Origin of the sequence: Bittarella massiliensis (ex Durand et al. 2017) (genome assembly GCF_009876955.1) — a bacterium.
Classification (GTDB): Bacteria; Bacillota; Clostridia; order Oscillospirales; family Ruminococcaceae; genus Bittarella; species Bittarella massiliensis.
In genome coordinates, this window is record NZ_WWVY01000010.1 from 56826 (window position 1) to 78501 (window position 21676).

A 21676-nucleotide genomic window follows, 5' to 3' on the forward strand; every position below is an offset into this window, starting at 1 on the left:
AAACAAAAGAGCGCCCCCTCCCCCGCCGGTGCAGGGAGAAGGGGGCGCTCTTTCTCTCTAGCTGGAAAAGTGCAGCCAAAACTCCCACTTCAGCAGCAGCCAGCCCGCCAGGGCGCTGGCGGCGTTGGCGGTGAGGGCGTAGGCCACCCGGCGGCCCCTCCCCTGCCCTCGCAGCAGGTAGAGGTAGAGAAGGGTCTCGGCCCCGGCCACCGCCAGTTCCAGGGGAACGAGGGCCGCGTAACCGGCAATCAGCCCGTGCAGCAGGAGCTGCCGCCCCAGGGTGGCGGTCAAAAAGAGCTGGGTGCCCAGGTTGACCAGCAGGAAGACCAGCCCGTCTTTCTTGAGGGGGAAGCGGAAAGCCAGCAGCAGCACCCCCTCGATGAGGAGGGTGGGCAGCAGGGTCACGGTGAACTGGCGCAGGTAGGCCAGCCAGATGCTGGGGCGGGCCATCTGCCCGGTCTGGTAGTCGTAGGTCAGGGTGGTCTGAAAGGTGACCCGGTCGACCCAGTTGGAGACCCGCAGCTCCCCCTCCGGCGTGGCGATCAGGAGCTTGAAGCGGTCGGGCACCCCAAAGTAGCCAAAGGTGTGGCGGCGGCTCTCCCCCCGCGCCTCCCCCCGCAAGTCGCCCCACATGGGGGCGCGGGTGCCGACGGTCAGACCGGCGTGCCACCCGCCCTCCCAGTAATCGGCCAGCAGGGCGAGCTTTTGCGGGTCATATTGGGCGCGCTGGTCGCCCAGGTTGTCGTAGTCTCCCTCGGGGACCAGGAGGTCTAGGTAGTACTCCCCCTGGGGTGGGTCCTCCACCACCACGGTGACCTGGGGCTTGGGGCCCATATCGGCCTGGGCGACGGCGGGAAACAGGGCCAGCAGCAAACAGAGGCAGAGGGCCAGACGGGCCCCGCTCCGCAGCTGCCGGGCGGTGTCAAAGGGCTTCACAGCGGCTTCCCCCTTTCCGGGCGCGGGTGGGTGTTCTCTCTGCCACCAGTATACCAGAAAGGCCCCGGCCGGCGCCAGTGGCGGGGCGCAAAAAAAGGGCCGCCCCCGCAGGGCCGGTCCTTTTTCGCGCGCTGTTTAGAGTTTCTCAGCAAACTCCTTGCCGTAGGCAAAGGCCTTTTTCAGATCTTCCTCGCTGGGGACAAAGGTGACCTTCAGCCCGTCCATGGCCACATTGAACTTGAGGTTGCTCAGGTAGCCGTTGAGCAGGGGCACCGCCTCGCCGCTCCAGCCGAAGGAGCCGAAGACGGCCACCGGCTTTTTCTGGTTGCCGATGGCGTCGATGTGGGCCAACAGGTTCCAGATAGGGGGCACCGCGTTGCGGTTGATGGTGGGCGAACCCAGCAGGAAGGCGGTGCTGCGGTTGAGGGCCGCTGCCTGTTCGCCCAGGTCGTGCTCGATGACGTTGTAGAGGGGGATCTCCGCCTCCGGCTTGACCGAGAGGATGCCCGCGCGGATCTCCTCGGCCAGCTGGGTGGTGTTGCCGTAGGCCGAGCAGTAGAAGATGGGGATCAGCGGCTTTTCACCGGCGGGCTCGGCGCTCCACTGGCGGTACTGCTCCATCACCCATTCCAGGCAACAGCCCTTGGTCAAAATGGGGCCGTGGCTGGTGCAGGCGGTGTCAAAATCGAGGGTGGAGAGGATGTCGAGCCCCTTGCGCACATAGCTGGCAAAGGGGGAGAAGATGGCGTCATAGTAGACCTTGACCGCCTCTTCATAGGCCTTGGGATAGGTGACCTTGTTGTCCCACACCAGGGGCTCGCAGTAGTGGGCGCCCAGGAAGTCGCAGGTAAAGACCACCTTGTCCTCCGGCAGATAGGTGAAGATGGAGTCGGGCCAGTGGAGGAAGGGGGCCGAAAGGAAGGTCAAGGTCTTGCCGCCCAGGTCGCGGGTGTCGCCGTTTTTGACCACCTCCACCTTCATGTTGGGGTTGTTGGTGATCCCCTTGAGATAGATGCTGCCCGCCTGGCTCACCAAAACGGTGATGTCGGGGTATTTTTCAACGAGTTTTGCCACCGCGCCCGAGTGGTCGGGCTCGCAGTGGTTCATCACCAGGTAGTCCACCTTGGCAATATCGCAGACCTGCTCCAGCGTCTCGAGGTAGTCCTCGGCAAAGGTGAGGTGGGAGGCGTCGATGAGGGCGGTCTTCTCGCTGCCCACCACCGTGTAGGCGTTGTAGCTGGTGCCGTATTCGGTGCGCATCACCACATCGAAGACCCGCATGTTGGGGTTGAGGATCCCGGTGTAGTAGATGCCGTCCTTGATTTTCTTGGTTCCGGACAAAGTGATCTCCCCTTTTCTTTTGACAGTCCTGGCAAAAAAGAGGGGCGGCCGCGCCACAGGCGGCTGCCCCGATCGCTTCTTTTACGCCTGCTCTTCAAACATGTCCTTGCCCACGCCACAGAGGGGGCAGACAAAGTCGTCGGGCACGTCGGCCCACTTGGTGCCGGCGGCGATCCCCTCGTCAGGGGCGCCAGCGGCCTCGTCGTACACGTACCCACACACAGTGCAAACATATTTTGCCATTGCGGAACACTCCTTTTTTCTTTGATTTGGTTTCTGACCCAATTATACTGAATTACTCCACGATTGTAAAGGGGCTCTTTCGATTTCAGAGCATTTTTTTCAAATATTGTCCAGTGTAGGAGCGCTCCACCTTGGACACCTGCTCGGGGGTGCCGGTGGCGACGATCTCGCCCCCCTCGTCGCCCCCCTCGGGGCCGATGTCGATGAGGTAGTCGGCCACCTTGATCATGTCCAGGTTGTGCTCGATGACGATGACGGTGTTCCCCGCGTCCACCAGCCGCTGCAGCACGTCGATGAGCTTGTGCACATCGGCGGTGTGCAGGCCGGTGGTGGGCTCGTCCAGGATGTAGACGGTCTTGCCGGTGGCCCGGCGGGAGAGTTCCAGCGCCAGCTTGACCCGCTGCGCCTCGCCGCCCGAAAGGGTGGTGGCCGGCTGGCCCAACTTGACGTAGCCCAGCCCCACGTCCAGCAGGGTCTGCAGCTTTTCGCGGATGCGGGGGATGTTCTCAAAGAAGGCGCAGGCCTCCTCCACCGACATCTCCAGCACGTCGTAGATGCTCTTGCCCTTGTATTTTACCTCCAAAGTCTCCCGGTTATACCGCTTGCCGCCGCAGACCTCGCAGGGGACGTAGATGTCCGGCAGGAAGTGCATCTCGATCTTGATGATGCCGTCGCCCTGGCAGGCCTCGCAGCGCCCGCCCTTGACGTTGAAGGAGAAGCGGCTGGAGCTGTAACCCTTGGCCTTGGCATCGGCGGTCTGGGCGAAGAAGTTGCGGATGTCGGTGAACACCCCGGTGTAGGTGGCCGGGTTGGAGCGGGGGGTGCGGCCGATGGGCGACTGGTCGATGCCGATGACCTTGTCCAGGTGTTTGAGACCCAGGACCTTTTGGCATTTGCCCGGCTTGGACTTGGCGCCGTTGAGCTTTTGCGCCAGGGTCTTGTAGAGCACCTCGTTGATGAGGGAGGACTTGCCCGAACCCGAGACCCCGGTGACGCAGGTGAAGGTGCCCAGGGGGATCTTCACGTTCACCTCTTTGAGGTTGTTCTGGGTCGCGCCCTTGACCTCGAGGAACTTGCCACTCCCCTTGCGCCGGGACGCGGGCACCTCGATTTTCTTGACCCCGCAGAGGTATTGCCCGGTGATGGAGTGCGGGCAGCCCTCGATGTCCTGCAGAGAGCCCTGGGCCACCACCTCTCCCCCGTTGACACCCGCCCCGGGGCCGATGTCCACAATGTAGTCGGCCGCGCGGATGGTGTCCTCGTCGTGCTCCACCACGATGAGGGTGTTGCCGATGTCCCGCAGGTGGCGGAGGGTGGCGATGAGCTTGTCGTTGTCCCGCTGGTGCAACCCGATGCTGGGCTCGTCCAGGATGTAGAGGACCCCTACTAGAGAGGAGCCGATCTGGGTGGCCAGGCGGATGCGCTGGCTCTCCCCCCCCGAGAGGGTGGCGGCGGCGCGGGAGAGGGTCAGATACCCCAGCCCCACGCTGCGCAGGAAGTTGAGCCGGGATTTGATCTCCTTGAGGATCTGGTGGGCGATCATCTCGTCGCGGGGGGTGAGCTCCATCGAGCCGATGAAGCGCAGGGCGTCCACCACCGACAGGTCGGTGAAATCGATGATGTTCTTCCCCGCCACCGTCACCGCCAGGGAGGCCTTTTTCAGCTTTTTGCCGCCGCAGTCGGGGCAAGGCACCGAGCTCATGACCTCCTGGATCTCCTCCCGCATCCAGGCCGAGTTGGTCTCGCGGAAGCGGCGTTCCAGGTTGTTGACGATCCCCTCAAAGGTGGTCTTGTACTTGCCGGTGCCGTACTCGTTCTGGCGGGTCATGTCGATGGCCCGGTCGCCGGTGCCGTAGAGGATGGCGTTCTGCCCCTCCTCCGAGATCTCCTCAAAGGGGGTGTTCAGGGTGAAGCCGTAGGCCTTGGCCAGCCCGTCGTAGTACATGTGGGAGATGGTGGAGGCGTCTTTGTAGTACCAGCCGGAGGCGCGGATGGCCCCCCCGCGGATGGACTTGGACTTGTCCGGCACCACCAGATCGGGGTCCACCCGCAAAAAGGTGCCCAGGCCGGTGCACTTCTCGCAGGCGCCGTAGGGGTTGTTGAAGGAGAACATCCGGGGAGAGAGCTCCTCGATGCTGATGTCGTGGTCGGGGCAGGCGTAGTTTTGGGAGAAGAGCATCTCCTCCCCTCCGATGACGTCGATGACCGCCAGCCCGCCCGAGATGGAGGTGGCGGTCTCCAGCGAGTCGGTCAGGCGGGACTTGATCTCCTCCTTGATGACCAACCGGTCCACCACGATCTCGATGGTGTGCTTCTTATTCTTCTCCAGCTTGATCTCCTCGGAGAGGTCGAAGATGCTGCCGTCCACCCGCACCCGCACAAAGCCGGAACGCTTGGCCGATTCAAACTCCTTGACGTGCTCCCCCTTGCGCCCGCGCACCACCGGGGCCAGCACCTGGATGCGGCTCCCCTCGGGGAGGGCCAGCACCTTGTCCACGATCTGGTCGACGGTCTGCTGCTTGATCTCCTTGCCGCAGATGGGGCAGTGGGGGATGCCGATGCGGGCGTAGAGGAGGCGGAGGTAGTCGTAGATCTCGGTGACGGTGCCCACGGTGGAGCGGGGGTTGCGGGAGGTGGTCTTCTGGTCGATGGAGATGGCCGGAGAGAGCCCCTCGATCAGATCCACGTCCGGCTTCTCCATCTGCCCGAGAAACTGGCGGGCGTAGGAGGAGAGGCTCTCCACGTACCGGCGCTGGCCGTCGGCGTAGATGGTGTCGAAGGCCAGGGAGGACTTGCCCGAGCCGGAGAGGCCGGTAAAGACCACCAGCTTGTCCCGGGGGATCTCGATGTCGATGTTTTTCAGGTTGTGCTCCCGGGCCCCTTTGATGACGATTTTGTCCATTGCCACTGTCGTATTTCCTCGCTTTACTTTAAGGATTTGAGCTGCTCGATCTTGTCGCGGAGGAAGGCCGCCTGCTCGAATTCCAGCAGTTGGGCCGCCTGGCGCATCTCCTTGGTCAGCTTGTTGATCATCTCGGCCTTCTTCTCCCGGCTGAGGCGCTTGTACTTCTTGACGTCGTCGGTGTCCTTCTTGGAGATTTCGATGACGTCCCGCACCGCCTTGATGATGGTCTTGGGGACGATGCCGTGGGCCTCGTTGTAGGCCTGCTGGATGGCGCGGCGGCGCTCGGTCTCGCGGATGGCCGCCTCCATCGAGCGGGTGACCACGTCGGCGTACATGATGACCTGGCCGCCGGCGTTGCGGGCGGCGCGGCCGATGGTCTGCACCAGGGAGGTCTCACTGCGCAGGAAGCCCTCCTTGTCGGCGTCGAGGATGGCCACCAGGGAGACCTCGGGGATGTCCAGCCCCTCCCGCAGCAGGTTGATGCCCACCAGCACGTCGAACTCGCCCAGCCGCAGGTCGCGGATGATCTCCATCCGCTCGATGGTCTCGGTGCCGTGGTGCATGTACCGCACCCGCACCCCCATGTTTTCCAGGTAGGCCGTCAGGTCCTCGGCCATCTTCTTGGTGAGGGTGGTCACCATCACCCGCTCCTTGCGGGCGGTGCGCTTTTGGATCTCGGTGTAGAGGTCGTCGATCTGCCCCTCGATGGGCTTGACGATCACCTCCGGGTCGGTGAGACCGGTGGGGCGGATCACCTGCTCCACGATCTGGGTGCTCTTCTCCCGCTCAAAGTCGCCGGGGGTGGCCGAGACGAAGACCGCCTGGTTGATCTTGCCGTAGAACTCGTCGAAGTTCAGGGGGCGGTTGTCAAAGGCCGAGGGGAGGCGGAAGCCGTAGTCCACCAGATTTTTCTTGCGGGCGTAGTCGCCGGCGAACATCCCCCGCACCTGGGGCAGGGTCACGTGGGACTCGTCCACAAAGAGGAGGAAGTCGTCGGGAAAGTAGTCGATGAGGGTGTTGGGGGTGCTGCCCGGCGCCCGGCCAGAGAGGGTGCGGGAGTAGTTCTCGATCCCCTTGCAAAAGCCGATCTCCTGCAGCATCTCGATGTCGTACATGGTGCGCTGCTCGATGCGCTGGGCCTCCAGCAGCTTGTCGTGGGACTTGAAGTACTGGATGCGCTCGCGCAGCTCGTCCTGGATGTCGGTGATGGCCCGCTGCATCTTCTCCTTGGGGACGATGTAGTGGCTGGCCGGGTAGATGGCGATGTGGCCCAGCACATTCTTGCTCTCCCCCGTCAAGGGGTTGATTTCGGAGATGCGGTCCACCTCGTCGCCAAAGAACTCGATGCGCACCGCCGTCTCGGTGGAGTAGGCGGGGTAGACCTCCACCACGTCCCCCCGCACCCGAAACTTGTTGCGGGTGAAGTTGACGTCGTTGCGCTCGTACTGCAGGTCCACCAACTGCTTGACCACATCGTCCCGGCTCCTCTCCATCCCCGGGCGCAGGGAGATGACCATGGTCCGGTAGTCGATGGGGTCACCCAGGGAGTAGATGCAGGAGACGCTGGCCACCAGGATGACGTCCCGCCGCTCTGAAAGGGCGGCGGTGGCCGAGTGGCGCATCTTCTCGATCTCCTCGTTGATGGAGGAGTCCTTTTCGATGTAGGTGTCGGTGGAGGCCACGTACGCCTCGGGTTGGTAGTAGTCGTAGTAGGACACGAAGTACTCCACCGCGTTTTCGGGGAAGAACTCCCGAAACTCCGAACAGAGCTGGGCGGCCAAGGTCTTGTTGTGGGCCAGCACCAGGGTGGGCCGGTTGACCTGGGCGATGACGTTGGCCATGGTGAAGGTCTTGCCCGAGCCGGTGACCCCCAGCAGGGTCTGCTCCCTGTCCCCCCGCTCGATCCCCTCCACCAGTTCGGCGATGGCCTGGGGCTGATCGCCGGTGGGCTGATAGGGGGAGACCAGTTTGAAAGACCCGTTCGTATTTCCCATTTCTGCACCTCCCTGCCGCCCCCGCCGGGCGGGGACGAGATAACCAGACAACTATCAAAAATACCAAAAAATAGACAATATAAGACATGCGCGACCGCCCTCGTCTCCCCCTTTTTTCCCTTGGGCGGACAAAGGCGCGCACACAAGAACTCGAGTCTATATTATAGCACGGCAGCCCCCTCTTTAAAAGGTTCACAAGGGAAAACATTTGTTTGTAAGGAATTGAAATTTATATCTATTTTTGCCAAATCGCCGCGGGAAATGCAGGGGGAGCGGCCGCTTTATAGCAGGGTAGCAAAGCGATTTCAGAAGGCAGGGCAAACTGGCTTGGGAGCGGCGGTCCCCCTCCCCTCACCCCTCGGCACAGCGGTGGAGGGCGGGAGAGCGCCGCCAGGGAGAGCTGCTGGAAAAGCGGCAGCGCCAGAGAGCGCCCGCCAAAAGACCTCCCCCGCCACGGACGCAAAGAGAAAACACCAGGGAACCCCTGTCCCAGGGGCCCTTCTGCGCCCGCCAAAGGGCCGTCGGACCTTTTAACACGCAATCGGAGAGGGCCAAACAGGTCGTTTGAGCCCTCTCCAACGCGCTTATCCGCCCACGTACCGGCCAATCTGTTCCAGTTGGATGGCGTTGTACTTCTCTGCCGCCTCTTCGGCTGAAAGACCGTCGATCATCTCCAGGCAGAGGGTGCGGGTGGTGTCCCAATAGGTGAAGTGCAGATTCATGTCCTCGATGGGGATCTGTCCCTCCCGGTTGACCAGGGGCAGCAGCTTCTGCATGTGCTCGGCGCCCATCGGCATCCCCTCCTGCCCCTCTCGCGAGGGCAGGGCGCCCCCTCCGTCTGTCAGCAGCTCGGCGGCGGTGGCGTCGCTCATGTACTCCGCCACCTCCAGCGCCTCCTTCAGGTGGTTGCTGTTGGCGTTGACACAGAGCCGGTCGGCTATGGAGGGCAGGCAGACCGCCCCGTCCGGCAGGGCGGGCACCCCCTGCGCCTGATAGGGCATCCCCTCCCCCTCGTCGTCAAAGTACTTCTCCACCCCGGTGCTGAAGAAGGCAAAGGCGACGGTTTGCTCCTGAAAGGCCTGCAAGTCGGTGGTGCAGGCCGGGATGCTGTCCACCCCCTCCCGGGTCAGGTCGTCCCCGTAATACCCCTGCTCCAAGAACTCCTCAAACATCTGAAAGCCCTCCAGCATGTAGTCGCCGATGGGGATGCTCCCGTCGTTGAGGCCCTCGGCCAGTTCGCCGTAGCGGTCGGACTGGTAGAGCTTGTAGAGCCCCCTCGCCATCACCGGCACCGTCATGGCATACCAGCGGTTGACGGCAAAGGGGATCACCCCGTTTTCTTTGAGCACCTGGCAGCAGTGCATCCAGGAGGGGTAGTCGTCGGGGGGTTCAAGGCCGTATTTTTCCAACAGGTCGGTGTTCACATACATCCCGTAGGCCGCCATGGTGAGGGGGATGGTGTAGACCAGACCGTCGATCTCGGCCTGCTCCCGCGCCGCGGGGTAGAGGCGGCTGCAGGCCGGCAGGTCGGCCAGGTCGCACAGATACCCGCTGGCAGCAAAGGACTTGACGCTGTCGGCGTTGACGGCGAAGAGATCGTCCCCCTGGCCGGACGCCAGACGCTTTTCCAGCACCTCGTTGTACCCGTCCTTTATCGAGAGCCCTTCCACCTGGATCTGCACGTCGTCGTGGGAGGCGTTGTACTGGTCGATCAGTTTCAAAAAGACGTTGGAGCCCTCGTTTTTCTGTTCGCCCATGGGCATAAAAAACGACAGCACAATGGGGTCGGTCTCCTGCTCCACACATATTTCGCCCCGGGTGGTACAGCCACACAGCCCCTGCGCCGCCACCGCTGCACAGAGCGCGATGGCAAGGGTTCTCCTCGCGTATTTCATCGGCAGTTTCGCCCCCTTTTCTACTGCAAGAGATTTTGCAGGACTGTGTACAGCCGCTCAAAATCGATCGGCTTTGACAGGTGTGCGTCCATCCCCGCGTCGAGGGCTCTCTGAACATCCTCCGCGAAGGCGTCGGCCGTCATGGCGACGATGGGGATCCTCCCCGCGTCCGGCCGCGAAAGCCCCCTGATTTTGCGGGCCGCGTCGTAGCCGTTCATCACCGGCATCTGAATGTCCATGAGGATGGCCCGGTAGTATCCCGGCCGGCTGGCGGCAAATTTCTGCACCGCCTCCGCCCCGTTCTCGGCCGTCTCCACCGACAGGCCGAAGAGGGTCAGCATCTCGACGGCGATCTCCCGGTTCAGGCCGTTGTCGTCCACCAGCAACACCCGCGTGCCGGCGGGGAGCGCCTGGATGTGGTCGGCGGGTGTCCCCGCCCCCTCCACCTGCACTCCCGCCTCGCCCTCTGCGATCTGAAAGCGGAGTTCGACGACAAAGGTGGTCCCCTGGTCCGGCGCGCTCTCCACCGAGATGGTGCCGCCCATGAGGTCGAGCAGACGCTTGGTGATCGCCATGCCGAGACCGCTGCCCAGCCGCCCGTTCTTTTCGCGGTCCTCCTGCTCAAAGGAGTCAAAGAGGTGGGGCAAAAATTCCGGGGACATGCCGACGCCGTTGTCCCGGATGACCTGCTTCATCCGCACCCAGCCGGGCTCGTCCTCCAGCTCGGTGATTTCCCAGGAAATCATCCCCCCGACGGGGGTGAACTTGACGCTGTTGCCCAGGATGTTGATCAGGACCTGCGCCACCCGCAGCGCGTCGCCGTAGACCCAGTTGTGCCGCAGGTCGACAATTTCGACGGCAAAGGTCTGGCTTCGCGCCTCCGCCTGGCTGCGGATAATGGTGGAGATTTTCTGAATTTCCTCCTCCACCTGCAGCGGCTGCAGCTTGATGTGCAGCTTGCCGTTCTCGATCCGGCTCATGTCCAAGATGTCGTTGACCAGGCTCAACAGGTAGCGGCTGGAACTGCTGATTTTTTGCAGCAGTTCCCCGATGCGCGCGGGGCAATCTTCCTGCAACAGGGCCAGCTCGGTCATCCCCATAATGGCGTTCATGGGGGTCCTGATGTCGTGGCTCATGGCGGAGAGGAAGTCGCTCTTGGCCCGGCTGGCCTTCTCCGCCGCCGCCAGGGCGGCGTCCAGGTCCTTTCTGATTTCCCGCTCGGCCGTCTGGTCCTCCACCGCCACAATGTAGCGGTTGTCGTTTGCACTGCCGCCGACGCGCAAGATCCGCACCCTGACCCACAGGGTCTGCCCACCCGGATGCCGGTACCGGCACTCCTCCCCCACGTTGTTATGTAGTGACCCGCCCATCATCCGGGCGGCAGATTGCCGCAGAGAATCGCTCTCGCAGCGCCCAAAAAACAGCATGGGGTCTTCCCGGCAGACATCGTCCGGAAGTCCCAGCACCTGAAGGGAGTTTTGGAACACCATCTCCATCCGCTGGCGGCGGCCGTTGTAAATCATAAAGACCTGCTCCACATTCTCCGCGATCAGGCCGAAGAGGGTGTCCCGGTACGCCCGCTCCCGCGAGAGGGCCGCCTCCCGCTTTCGGCTGTTGAGCATCAGCATGAGGACTGTTACGCAGATAAAGACAAAGGTGCAGACGACCGACATGAGAAAGAGGATGGAACTGCGGGCCTGCTGGATCACCGCCATCGGCACGATGGCCGTCATGTACCAGCCGGGGGTGCCCGCCACCGGCGTGAAGTAGAGGTAGTTGGCGGCGTCCTCGATTTTGAGCACAACACTGCCGGACTGGCCCGCCTCCACCAGCTCCTTTACCCTTTGCAGCGAGCCTTCGGGGTTCCCGCTCTTTTCCAGCATGTCGTAGAGGGAGGCGTAGGTCCTCTGGGCGACGGTATTTTTGGTGTAGACCAGGTAGTCCCCGCTCGCCCCGTCGATCATGTAGGCAAAGCCGCGGCCGTCGAGAAACTCCATCGCCGCCGCGACATAGTAGTCCTCCAGATCCACATAGCCGTACAGCATGGCCGGCGACCCGTCGCGCAGGGTCGTCGCGGCGCGCAGGACCACCTGCTTTCTGCCGTTCCAGCCGAAAAAGGCGCCGCTGATGTCGCTGCCCTCGGGGAAGGGGGCCCACTGCATATCGGTTTCGGGGGTGATTTCTCCGCCGTCGCTGAAAAGGCCGCTGCCGTCGGCCCGCACCAGAGCGACACGGCTGAAGATGCCCTGCTCGACATATTCCTGAAGCTGGTTCACCAGCCGCTCCTCCGGCAGCAGGGCAACCATCTCCGACAGCTCGCCGAGGCAGCGCCGGTCCCGCCCGGCGTATTCCGCTATGTAGTCGGCGCCGATCTTGGTCATGCTCTTGATGCCGCTCTCGGTGTCCTCCCGCAGGCTGTCGTTGATGCTGTTGACAAAGACCAATATCCCGACGATCAGCAGCAGCACCAGGGCCAAGCTCCCCACCATGCGAAACAGGCTCTTTCTGTTTTGGTACAGTCCGCTTGTTTGACCTGCGCTGTTCGGCGTTTTTTTCACCGAATCTCACCTGCTCTCACTCTGCTGTCCGCTTTCGGAGGAATGTCTCCCCCGTTTGCCCCGCACAGATAAAGACGGGGCAGGCGAGCGCGCTCCCCTCGCTGCCCAACCGGGTGCGCCGCCAAAAGGGTGCGGCCGGTCAAGCTGCCAAAAGGGGGTGTTGTCGTCAAAGCGTGTGGAGCGGTCGAGCCGTGTTTGACAGCCACAGCGGCCACTCCACAATTACATCTCGATATGTATGTTTTTATTGTATCATTTTGTAAATGTCAAAGCAACCAAATCATCCTTTTTTAGACCGTTTTCACAGGTGTGGCGGCAGCGGCACAGAAAGAGCCGGCGGCCAATCGACCACCGGCTCTTTTGTCTCCCCATCCCGCGCCCTGTCGGCGGATGTCATCTGCCCTTTGCCAGCAGATGACACCCGCCGACAGGGGAAGCGGATTGAAAATGGCAGCGAGGCGCCCTGCCTCAACGGCGCGCCAACAGGCTGTTCCAGCCCCTTCGGCTGCGAAACAGTCGGTCGCACAGCCGAAACGCCAGGTAGCCGATCACCCCACCCAAAAAGTTGGCAATCACGTCGTCGATATCCGAAGATCGCCCGATAAAGAACTGCAAAAACTCAATGCTGAAGGTCGTCAAAAACGCGACCAGGGCGACTTTTGAAAACCGCCTCAACCCTTTGAAGACGGCGGGGAGAAAGAACCCCAGCGGAATAAAGAGCAGAACGTTGGGGATTTTCTCGACGATGAGCGGATAGAGATCATCTCCCGTTCCCAGCCATACAAAGGGGATCAGATTGAGGGTGTGGGTCTCCGGCTGAAAGGTTATGGGGGTAAAGAAAATCGTCGCAAAGGCGATGAGAAAGAGGGAACAGATCAGCCCCAGATAGCCGACCTGCCGGGGAATGCTCTTCCCCCGCTTTTTCAAATAAAACAAAACCGGCAGATACAAAATTGCCAACATCGCGGTGAAAATCAGCGCCAGCCTGAAATAGGCTTCCATCCTGTGCACAGTCCATTCCTCCTTTTTTCTGATTGTACGGGAAATCAGTCACCAAACTCCGTATGATTTTCCGCATAAATCAATGAAGAAATGAAAAGACAGGGGGATCGTTGCCGCCCTTTCCCGCACCCATTGTCTGTGCACCGCCCTGCAACCCGCAAAATGGACGCAAAATTGCCCGTCTGCCCCCTGTTCCGGCAGCGCTTGGATGTTCCGGCCCGCTCCCACAAAAAAGCAGGCGTCCCTCTCTGAACGCCTGCTACTGGCAAAGCACTGACCCGATTTTCCCGACACCTGCCGCCCTTTTGTCGCTCGTTTTCCCCGGAGGGGTCCGGTTTCCATCCCCGCCGCCCCCCCTGAGCAACTCTTAAAAAATGCTACCGCCCCTGCGCAAAGGCAAAGTCGATGGCCGCCTGAAAGAAACGGTCCCGCGCCTCGACCCGGCGGCGGACGCCCCAGCTCCACGGGGTGGGGTCCTCGGCAGTGGGGTGTTTGTCCGAGACCAGCAGCAGGGCCACCGCCTCGGCCCCCAGATACTGGCTGACGCTCAGGACGGCGGAGGCCTCCATGTCCACCCCCACGCAGCCCTGCTGCCGCCAGAGCGCCTCCTTGCGCACCGTTTGGCGGTAGACGGCGTCGGTGGTGACCGTCGGCTGCTCCCACACCCGCAGGCGGGGGGAGAGGAACGCCACCGCCTGCCGGTGCAGTTCCGGCGAGGGGGCAGCCCAGCGAATGCGGGGGTGGTAGTGGTGGCTGGTCCCCTCCTCCACCAAGATGCGAGGGGGAGCGACGGCGTCGCAGAGTCCCACCTCCCCCGCAAAGCAGCCGCAGTAGCCCACCAGGATGAATTTCTTCACCCCCAGGGCAAAGAGGGTCTCCACCGTGTCGGCCCCCTGGGGCGCGCCCCGACCGCCGTCCAGAAAACAGACCCCCTCCTCCCCCTTCACCGCGTAGACGGGGGTGGGAAAGAGGAAGCGGGGCAGCATTTCCGTCAGGGTGATGACGGGATGGTGCGCCTGCAGATAGGGCACCCCCTGGGACTGAAAGAAGAGGACTGCCGTCTCCGGCAGATCGAGGGGCTCCCCCCGGTGTTCGCTGCGGGCGTGGACCCGCGCCTGGATCACCGGTTCGGTGTCGTCATTTTCCAGGTACCAGTCAATCATTTTTTCCTCCTTTTTCTCCGCCCTAAAGGGCGACAAAGATGTTGCTGTCGGCCAGGGAGATGTAGTCGTCCCCCGAGACGATGATGTGGTCCACCAGCTGGATGTGCAAGGCCTTGAGGGTGTTGTGGATCTGCAGGGTGGAGCGGACGTCCTCGTCCGAGGGCAGGGCCACCCCGCCGGGGTGGTTGTGGGCGATGACCACCCGGCTGCACTTGGAGAGGGCGGCCCGCTCCACGATCTTCTTTTGGTTGATGGAGACCGCGTTGTGGATGCCCTGGGCAATCAGCTCGCAGCGAAGCAGCTTGTAGCGGTCGTTGAAGCAGAGCAGATAGAGGGATTCGTCGGTCTTGCCGATGAACATGGGGATCAGGTAATCTCCGATTTTCTGGGTGCAGTCGAGGACGTTTTCAAACGACTGCATGTCCTTTAAATAGCTGCGAAAGAGGGAGAGCACCAGCTTGAGGAGCACCGCCGCGTTGTAGCCGATGCCGGGGACCTGCTGCAACTCGTCCACGTCGGCCTCCAGCACCCCCTTGATGCCGCCAAAAGCGTCCAGCAGGCGGTGGGCCAGCTCGTTGGTATCCCGCCGGGGGATGGCGTAGTAGAGAAGGATCTCCAACAGGATGTGGTCGGGCAGGCCCTCCCCGCCCATCTGCAAAAAAAGCTGCCGGGTGCGGTCCCGGTGGCCCTTGTGTTCGTCGCTCATATTCACCTCGGAAAGAAGCGGCGCAAAAGCCGCATTTGTAATCTTTCGGCGTTTGGGTTATACTGACAGATATGCGAATTTGGCCCGCTGCCCCCGAAGCGGGACAAAGGGGCCCATTCGACAGCGTTCGCCGCGCATCCATTATACCACAAGCGCAAGGCGAGCGGTGGTGTTGGCCATCGGGCGGGGGGGCAAACAGTGTTTGCGGGCCTGCCCGGCCGCCCTCGGTATAACAGCTGCTTTGCGGCCATTATACCCCATTCCCACAAAAAAAGCTACGACAGAGGAGCGCCTGTTTTGTACCAGTATTCCATCGGCCCCAACGACGGGGGCCAGCGGCTGGACCGCCTGCTGAAAAAGCTGCTGCCGGACTGCCCGACCGCCCTCTTTTACAAGTGGAACCGGCAGAAAAAAATCAAGCTCAACCGCAAACGGGTCGAGCTCTCCTCCTTTGTGCAGGAGGGGGACCAGTTGGACCTCTACCTGCCCGAGGGGGTCACCCCCCGCGAGAGCCGGGGGGCGGGGCTCACCCTCCCCCCCGCGCTGGAGCCCTGCCGGGTGGTGTATGAGGACCCGCAGGTGCTGGTGCTGGAAAAGCCGGTGGGGGTGCCCACCCAGCCGGACGACAGCGGCTCCCCCTCCCTGCGGGAGATGGCCCTGGCCCACCTCATCCAAAACGGCAGCTATCTCCCCCAGCGGGAGCACAGCTTTGCCCCCGCCCCCTGCAACCGGCTGGACCGCAACACCCAGGGGCTGGTGCTCTTTGGCAAAACCGCCGCCGCCCTGCGGGAGCTGACCCGGCTCATCCGGGAGGGGCGGGCGGAGAAGCGATACCTCTGCCTGGCCGCCGGCGCCCTCTCCCCCGACAGGGGGGAACTGAGGGGCCACATCGTCAAGGACGGGCGAAAAAATCGCTCCCGGGTCTATCCAGCTCCCCAGCCCGGCAGCAAGCCGGTGCACAGCCGATACCGGGTCATCGCCCCCTTGGGGGAGGACAGCTTGGTGGAAATCACCCTACTCACCGGCCGCTCCCACCAGATACGGGCCCAGCTCGCCGCTGTCGGCCACCCTCTGCTGGGGGACGGTAAGTACGGCGGCCCCACCGACCGCTACACCCGGCAGGCCCTCTGCGCCTACCTCCTCCGCCTCCATCCCGAGGGGGACAGCCCCCTCGCCTACCTGGAGGGAAAGACCTTTTCCCTGCGCCCCTGGTTCCTGCCAGGAGGCTTTCCCCTCCCCCACGAAGGGGCGCAGACCGCGCCCACCGCATACAGAAAAGAGGAACACTGATTTGCAATTTGTCGATTTAAAACTCTCTCCCCCCATTCAAAAAGCCCTGGCGGAGATGGGGTACCAAACCCCCTCCGCCATTCAGGAAAAGGCCATTCCCCCGGTACTTGCCGGGCGGGACCTCTTTGGCTGCGCCCAGACGGGGACCGGCAAGACCTGCGCCTTTGCCGCCCCTATCCTCCAGCGGCTGGGCACCGACCGCGGCGGCAAGCGCCCGCCCATCCGCGCCCTCGTCCTCACCCCCACCCGGGAACTGGCCCTGCAAATCTACGAGAATTTTGTCCAGTACGGCAAGTACCTCCCCCTGCGCTGCGCCGTCATCTTCGGCGGAGTCTCCCAAAACCCGCAGGTGGAGAAGCTGCAGCGGGGGGTCGACATCCTGGTGGCCACCCCCGGGCGGCTCAACGACCTGATCGGACAGGGGTACATCTCCCTCAAAAAGGTGGAGATATTTGTCCTCGACGAGGGGGATCGAATGCTGGACATGGGCTTTATCCACGACGTGCGGCGGGTGGTGGCCCAGTTGCCCCAGGAGCGGCAGACCCTGCTCTTTTCCGCCACCCTGCCGCCGGAAATCGAAAAGCTGGCCCGCACCATCCTCAAAAACCCGCTCAAGGTCTCGGTGACCCCCTCCGCCACCACCGCCGAAAAGGTGAGCCAGTCCCTCTACTACGTGGACAAGCCCAACAAAAAGCGGCTGCTGGCCGACCTCCTCCAGCAGCCGGAAATCGAGTCTGCCCTGGTTTTTACCCGCACCAAACACGGGGCCGACCGGGTGGTCAAGGAGTTGGGTCGGGCGGGGATCGAAGCCAAGGCCATCCACGGTAACAAGAGTCAGGGCGCCCGGCAGACTGCCCTCAAAGCCTTCAAGGACCGCTCCATCCGGGTGCTGGTGGCCACCGACATCGCCGCCCGGGGCATCGACATCGACGAGCTGTCCCACGTCATCAACTACGACCTGCCCAACGAGCCGGAGACCTATGTCCACCGCATCGGCCGCACCGGCCGCGCGGGGCTCAGCGGCACGGCGATCTCCTTTTGCATGTTCGACGAGATCCCCTATCTCAAGGACATCCAAAAGCTCATCAAGCAGGAGATCCCGGTGGTCAAAAACCACCCCTACCCCATGGAGATCCTGGAGCCCACCCCCAAACAGCCCCGGCCCCCCCGAAGGGAGCGACCCGCTCCGCCCAGGCAGCCCGCATCCAGACAGCCGGGCGGACGGCCCGCGGCCAAAGGGAAATCCCCTGGGCAGGGTGGGCAGAGAGGGCAAAACCAGCCCCGCAAGAAGAAGTAAGAAAGAGAGAGCCGGACAGGTGATGCTGTCCGGCTCTCTCCTTTTTTGATGGGGGAATGGGAACGTGCTTTGTGGGGGGTAAGATGTCCCCTGCTGCCCTCTAAAAAGTAGGAAGCAGGGCAATTCACAAATCGGCAGAAAGATTTTGGTCTACTCGCTCCGCGTGGGAGCGAGACTTTTTGGGGTTGGCCACGATGACATAGGTCGAGGTATTTCAATCCACTCGCTCCGCGTGAGAGCGAGACCCGATTGGGCTTATGATTGGCTTGAATATGTTTTTATTTCAATCCACTCGCTCCGCGTGAGAGCGAGACAGCAAACACCTACAAAAAGGCAGGCATTCTTTCACCACAACAATACAACTTCCACAAACAAATGTCAAACTGTAAGGTCTATTCCCCCATTCCTCCCCCTCTCCCCCACTCCGCTATCCAATTTTTCGGTGCGAAGGTCCCGGGGAAGCGGTGTGTGCTTGGGGTTCGCACAAAAAGCAGCCTACCCCAGAGAGGGGCGGGCTGCCGAATAGAAGCGCACACAAACGGCGGAGAAATCAGAAGAAGGTCATCTGGCTGGACTGGGGCAGGTCGCCGAAGGCGCCGCACTCCTTGAGGCTGTCCGCCACCGTCTTGGAAATGCCCGAGCGGGTCTGAATCTCGTCGATGGAAATGAAGCCCCCCTCTTTGATGGTCTCCTCCAGGGCGATGGCGGCGGTATCGCCCAGCCCGCGCAGGCAGTTGAAGGGCAGCCGAATCTTGCCGTCCTCCAGCCGGTAGTCGGTGGCACCGGACTTGTAGATGTCCACCGGCAGAAACTCGTACCCCCGCAGCATCATCTCGTACATGACCTGCAGGGTGCCGTAGGTGTCCTCCTCCTTGACCGAGCGCTCCATCCCCTTGGCCTTGAGGTTGTCCATCTGGGTCTTGGTGTAGGCCGGGCCGCGGACCGCCGCCTCGGCGTCCAGGTCGCCGCCGCGCACGGTGAAGTGGGCGGCATAGAACTCCAGCGGACGGTAGATTTTGAACCAGGCCAGCCGCATGGCACCGATGATATAGGCCGCGGCGTGGGCCTTGGGGAACATGTACTTGATTTTCAGGCAGCTCTCGATGTACCACTCGGGGACGCCGTGTTCCCGCATAGCCTTAAAGTGCTCCTCGGTGAGGAGTTTCTTGGCGTTGCCCTTTCGGGTGATCTCCATGATTTTAAAGGCCATGCTGGGCTCCAAGCCCTTATGCATCAGGTAGACCATGATGCTGTCGCGCGTCCCCACCACCTCACTGATGGTGCAGATGCCGTCTTTGATCAGGTCCTTTGCGTTGCCCAGCCAGACGTCAGTGCCGTGGGAGAGGCCCGAAATCTGCAACAGGTCGGTGAAGTTTTTGGGCTGGGTGTCCACCAGCATCTGGCGGACGAAGTTGGTCCCCATCTCGGGGATGGCAAAGGTTCCGGTCTCGCTCCCCAACTCCTCCGCCGTGATGCCCAGGGGCTCCGGGCTGGTGAAGAGTTTGAACACCTGGGGGTCGTTCATGGGCAGGTCGTTGACGTGGATGCCGGTGAGCCGCTCCAGGTGCTTGTAGAGGGTGGGAACATCGTGTCCCAGCTCGTCGAGCTTGAGGATGGTGTCGTGGAGGGAGTGGAAGTCGAAGTGGGTGGTGATGATGTCGGAGTCGGCCTTTTCCGCCGGGTGCTGCACGGCGGTGAAGTCGTACACTTCGTGGTTGGAGGGGACGACCACCATCCCGCCGGGGTGCTGGCCGGTGGTCCGCTTGACCCCGGTGCAGCCCTGCACCAGCCGCTTCATCTCCGCCTTGTGGACCACCCGGTCCTTCTCCTCCAGGTACTTCATCACATAGCCGTAGGCGGTCTTATCCTGAATGCCGGAAATGGTGCCGGCCTTGAAGACGTGGTCCTTGCCGAAGAGCTCCTCGGTGTACTTGTGGGCGCTGGCCTGGTACTCGCCCGAGAAGTTCAGGTCGATATCAGGGGCCTTGTCGCCGTTGAAGCCCAAGAAGGTCTCAAAGGGGATGTCGTGGCCGTCCCCCACCAGGGGGGCGCCGCACTGGGGGCAGACCTTGTCCGGCAGGTCAAAGCCGGAGCCGATGCTGCCGTCGTCAAAGAACTCGGTGTATTTGCAGGCCGGGCAGCGGTAGTGGGGCACCAGGGGGTTGACCTCCGAAATGCCGGCCATGCTGGCCACAAAGGAGGAGCCGACCGAGCCCCGGGAGCCGACCAGATAGCCGTCCTCCTCCGACTTCCAGACCAGTTTCTGGGCGATGATGTAGAGCACCGCAAACCCGTGTTTGATGATGGAGTCCAGCTCCCTGTCCAGCCGCTTTCGCACCAAATCGGGCAGGGGGTCGCCGTAGAGCTCTTTGGCCCGGTCGTTGGTGATGCGCACCAGATCCTCCTCCGCCCCCTCGATGGTGGGGGTAAAGGTGCCCATGGGGATGGGGCGGATCTGCTCGACCATGTCGGCAATTTTGCCGGGGTTGTCGATGACCACCTCTTCGGCCAGCTCCCGCCCCAGGTAGGCAAACTCCTCCAGCATCTCGTCGGTGGTCTTGAAGTAGAGGGGCGCCTGCTCCGAGGCGTCGCTAAAGCCCTGCCCGGTCATGAGGATCTCCCGGAAGATGGCGTCTTCGGGGTTCAAAAAGTGCACGTCCCCGGTGGCCACCACCGGCTTGCCCAGGTCTTTGGCCAGGCGGCAGATGAGCTTGTTGTGCTCCTGCAGCACCCCCACGTCGCTCACCGAGCCGTTGCGCACCATGAACATGTTGTTGCCCAGGGGCTGGATCTCGAGGAAATCGTAGAAGTCGGCGATCTTCAGCAGCTCTTCATAGGGTTTGCCATCGGCAATCGCCCTGTAAAGTTCACCCGCTTCACAGGCACTGCCGATGATCAGCCCCTCCCGCAGGGCGTTGATGCGGCTGCGGGGCATCCGCGGGCGGCGGAAAAAGTAGTCCAGGTTGCTCTCAGACACCAGCTTGTAGAGGTTTTTCAGGCCGGTGTTGTTGCGCACCAACAGGATGATGTGATAGGAGTGCAGCTTCTTGGGGTCGGCCCCCGAGAGGGAGGTGTTGATGTCCCCGGTGGTGCGCAGCCCCCGCTCCCGCAGGGTGGCAAAGAGCCGCACCAGGATGTCCGCCAGCACCTTGGCGTCGTCGGTGGCCCGGTGGTGGTTGAAGGGGGGCAGTTCCAGGTATTTGGCCACCGTGTCCAGCTTGTAGTTGCGCAGGTCCCGGTGGATCATCTGGGTCAGCAGCACCGTGTCTATGTAGGTGTTTTGGAAGGGCAGGCCGTGCCGGGCGGCCGCAGCGGCGATGAAGCCGGTGTCGAAATCGGCGTTGTGGGCCACCAGGGTGCGGTTCCCACAGAAGGCCAGGAACGCCCCCACCGCCTCCCTCTCGCTGGGGGCGTCCCGCACCATGGTGTCGTCGATGCCGGTGAGCTGGGTGATTTTTGGGGGGATGGGCTTCTCCGGGTTGACAAAGGTAGAGAAGCGGTCCACCTCCTCCCCGTTTTTCAGGAGGATGGCGCCGATCTCGGTGATCCGCTCACTGGCGGCCTGCAGCCCGGTGGTCTCGATGTCAAAGACCACGAACTCCCCGTCAAAGGGGGTGCTGTCGGGGCCCTTGACGCAGGGGGTGGCGTCGTTGACATAGTACCCCTCTACCCCGTAGATGGCCTTGAAATCGGGGTCCTCCTTGCGGATGCCGGCCACCGTATTCATGATGTCGGGGAAAGCCTGCAGCACCCCGTGATCGGTGATGGCCACCGCCCGGTGGCCCCACTTGTGGGCCTGTTTGATCAGGTCGGAGGCCTCGCTCATCCCGTCCATGGAGGACATTTTGGTGTGCATGTGCAGCTCGACCCGCTTGCGGGGAGCGGTGTCCTTGCGCCCCTGCATGGGGTCGGCGGTCTCGTTGATGTCGTAGGGCTGGATGTTGATGTCCCGGTCAAAGCGGTCGTAGACCACCTTGCCCCGCACCAGGATGCTGTCGCCCTTGCCCAGCTGCATAACCTTTTCCAGCTTGGCCGGCTCCTTGATGGTCTTGACTGTCATCGAACCGGTGCCGTCGGTGATGTCCAGCTGCACCACCAGCCGCTGGCCGTTTTGGATCTCCTTCTTCTCGATGTCGAAGATTTTGCCCCGGATCAGCACCGCCATGTCGTTGAAGTCGCTGTTGAGCTCCCCCAAGGGGGTCACCTGGCCGGGCTTTATCTTCTTGCCGAGGATCTCCTCCCCGCCGGAGACGGTGGCCCTGGACGGCTTGGCGGCGGGCGCCTTTGTCCTGGCGGCAGCCGCCGGGCGCGCCGGAGCCGCCACCCGCTCGGGCGCCGGGCGGGGC

13 protein-coding genes are annotated in these 21676 nt (G+C 62.6%); 2 read left to right on the forward strand and 11 right to left on the reverse strand.

The features are described 5' to 3' along the window. Positions 1-57 precede the first annotated feature (57 nt). The 10 genes from GT748_RS11775 to GT748_RS11820 all read right to left on the reverse strand — a co-directional run bounded on the left by GT748_RS11775 (position 58) and on the right by GT748_RS11820 (position 14743). A complete protein-coding gene (locus GT748_RS11775; RefSeq protein ID WP_021658274.1) occupies positions 58-936 on the reverse strand; it encodes a hypothetical protein in 879 nt (292 codons plus the stop codon). A 135-nt stretch (positions 937-1071) separates the two neighbouring features. Continuing rightward, positions 1072-2217 (reverse strand): FprA family A-type flavoprotein, encoded by a 1146-nt coding sequence (locus tag GT748_RS11780; RefSeq protein WP_044991894.1) that lies wholly within the window; start codon positions 2215-2217, stop codon positions 1072-1074. A gap of 141 nt (positions 2218-2358) precedes the next feature. Beyond that, positions 2359-2520, reverse strand: a complete 162-nt coding sequence (locus GT748_RS11785; protein WP_021658277.1) for a rubredoxin — start codon at positions 2518-2520, stop codon at positions 2359-2361. An 85-nt stretch (positions 2521-2605) separates the two neighbouring features. After that, entirely contained in the window at positions 2606-5428 is a 2823-nt protein-coding gene (gene uvrA / locus GT748_RS11790) for an excinuclease ABC subunit UvrA (RefSeq protein ID WP_044991881.1), read from the reverse strand. A gap of 17 nt (positions 5429-5445) precedes the next feature. After that, on the reverse strand, positions 5446-7419 hold the full coding sequence (gene uvrB, locus GT748_RS11795) for an excinuclease ABC subunit UvrB (protein ID WP_021658279.1): 1974 nt from the start codon (positions 7417-7419) through the stop codon (positions 5446-5448). Positions 7420-8003: 584 nt separating this feature from the next. Further along, a complete protein-coding gene (locus tag GT748_RS11800) occupies positions 8004-9314 on the reverse strand; it encodes an ABC transporter substrate-binding protein (protein ID WP_021658281.1) in 1311 nt (436 codons plus the stop codon). A gap of 20 nt (positions 9315-9334) precedes the next feature. Next, a complete protein-coding gene (locus tag GT748_RS11805; RefSeq protein WP_021658282.1) occupies positions 9335-11803 on the reverse strand; it encodes an ATP-binding protein in 2469 nt (822 codons plus the stop codon). 537 nt (positions 11804-12340) lie between these two features. After that, positions 12341-12874 (reverse strand): VanZ family protein, encoded by a 534-nt coding sequence (locus tag GT748_RS11810; RefSeq protein WP_021658284.1) that lies wholly within the window; start codon positions 12872-12874, stop codon positions 12341-12343. 377 nt (positions 12875-13251) lie between these two features. Next, positions 13252-14037 carry a nucleoside phosphorylase gene (locus GT748_RS11815; protein ID WP_052537588.1) on the reverse strand — a complete coding sequence of 262 codons (786 nt, stop codon included), beginning with the start codon at positions 14035-14037 and terminating at the stop codon, positions 13252-13254. 22 nt (positions 14038-14059) lie between these two features. Continuing rightward, positions 14060-14743, reverse strand: coding sequence for a JAB domain-containing protein (locus tag GT748_RS11820; protein ID WP_021658287.1), 684 nt, complete (start codon positions 14741-14743; stop codon positions 14060-14062). A 297-nt stretch (positions 14744-15040) separates the two neighbouring features. Here GT748_RS11820 and GT748_RS11825 point away from each other — a divergent pair, with 297 nt between their 5' ends. Both GT748_RS11825 and GT748_RS11830 read left to right on the forward strand, forming a co-directional pair. Beyond that, a complete protein-coding gene (locus GT748_RS11825; protein WP_021658288.1) occupies positions 15041-16033 on the forward strand; it encodes an RluA family pseudouridine synthase in 993 nt (330 codons plus the stop codon). Between the two features lies 1 nt (position 16034). Further along, on the forward strand, positions 16035-17330 hold the full coding sequence (locus tag GT748_RS11830; protein ID WP_044991884.1) for a DEAD/DEAH box helicase: 1296 nt from the start codon (positions 16035-16037) through the stop codon (positions 17328-17330). A 550-nt stretch (positions 17331-17880) separates the two neighbouring features. Here GT748_RS11830 and GT748_RS11835 read toward each other — a convergent pair. Next, positions 17881-21676: PolC-type DNA polymerase III (locus GT748_RS11835; RefSeq protein ID WP_161222351.1), on the reverse strand; the 3796-nt coding region annotated here is incomplete at its 5' end.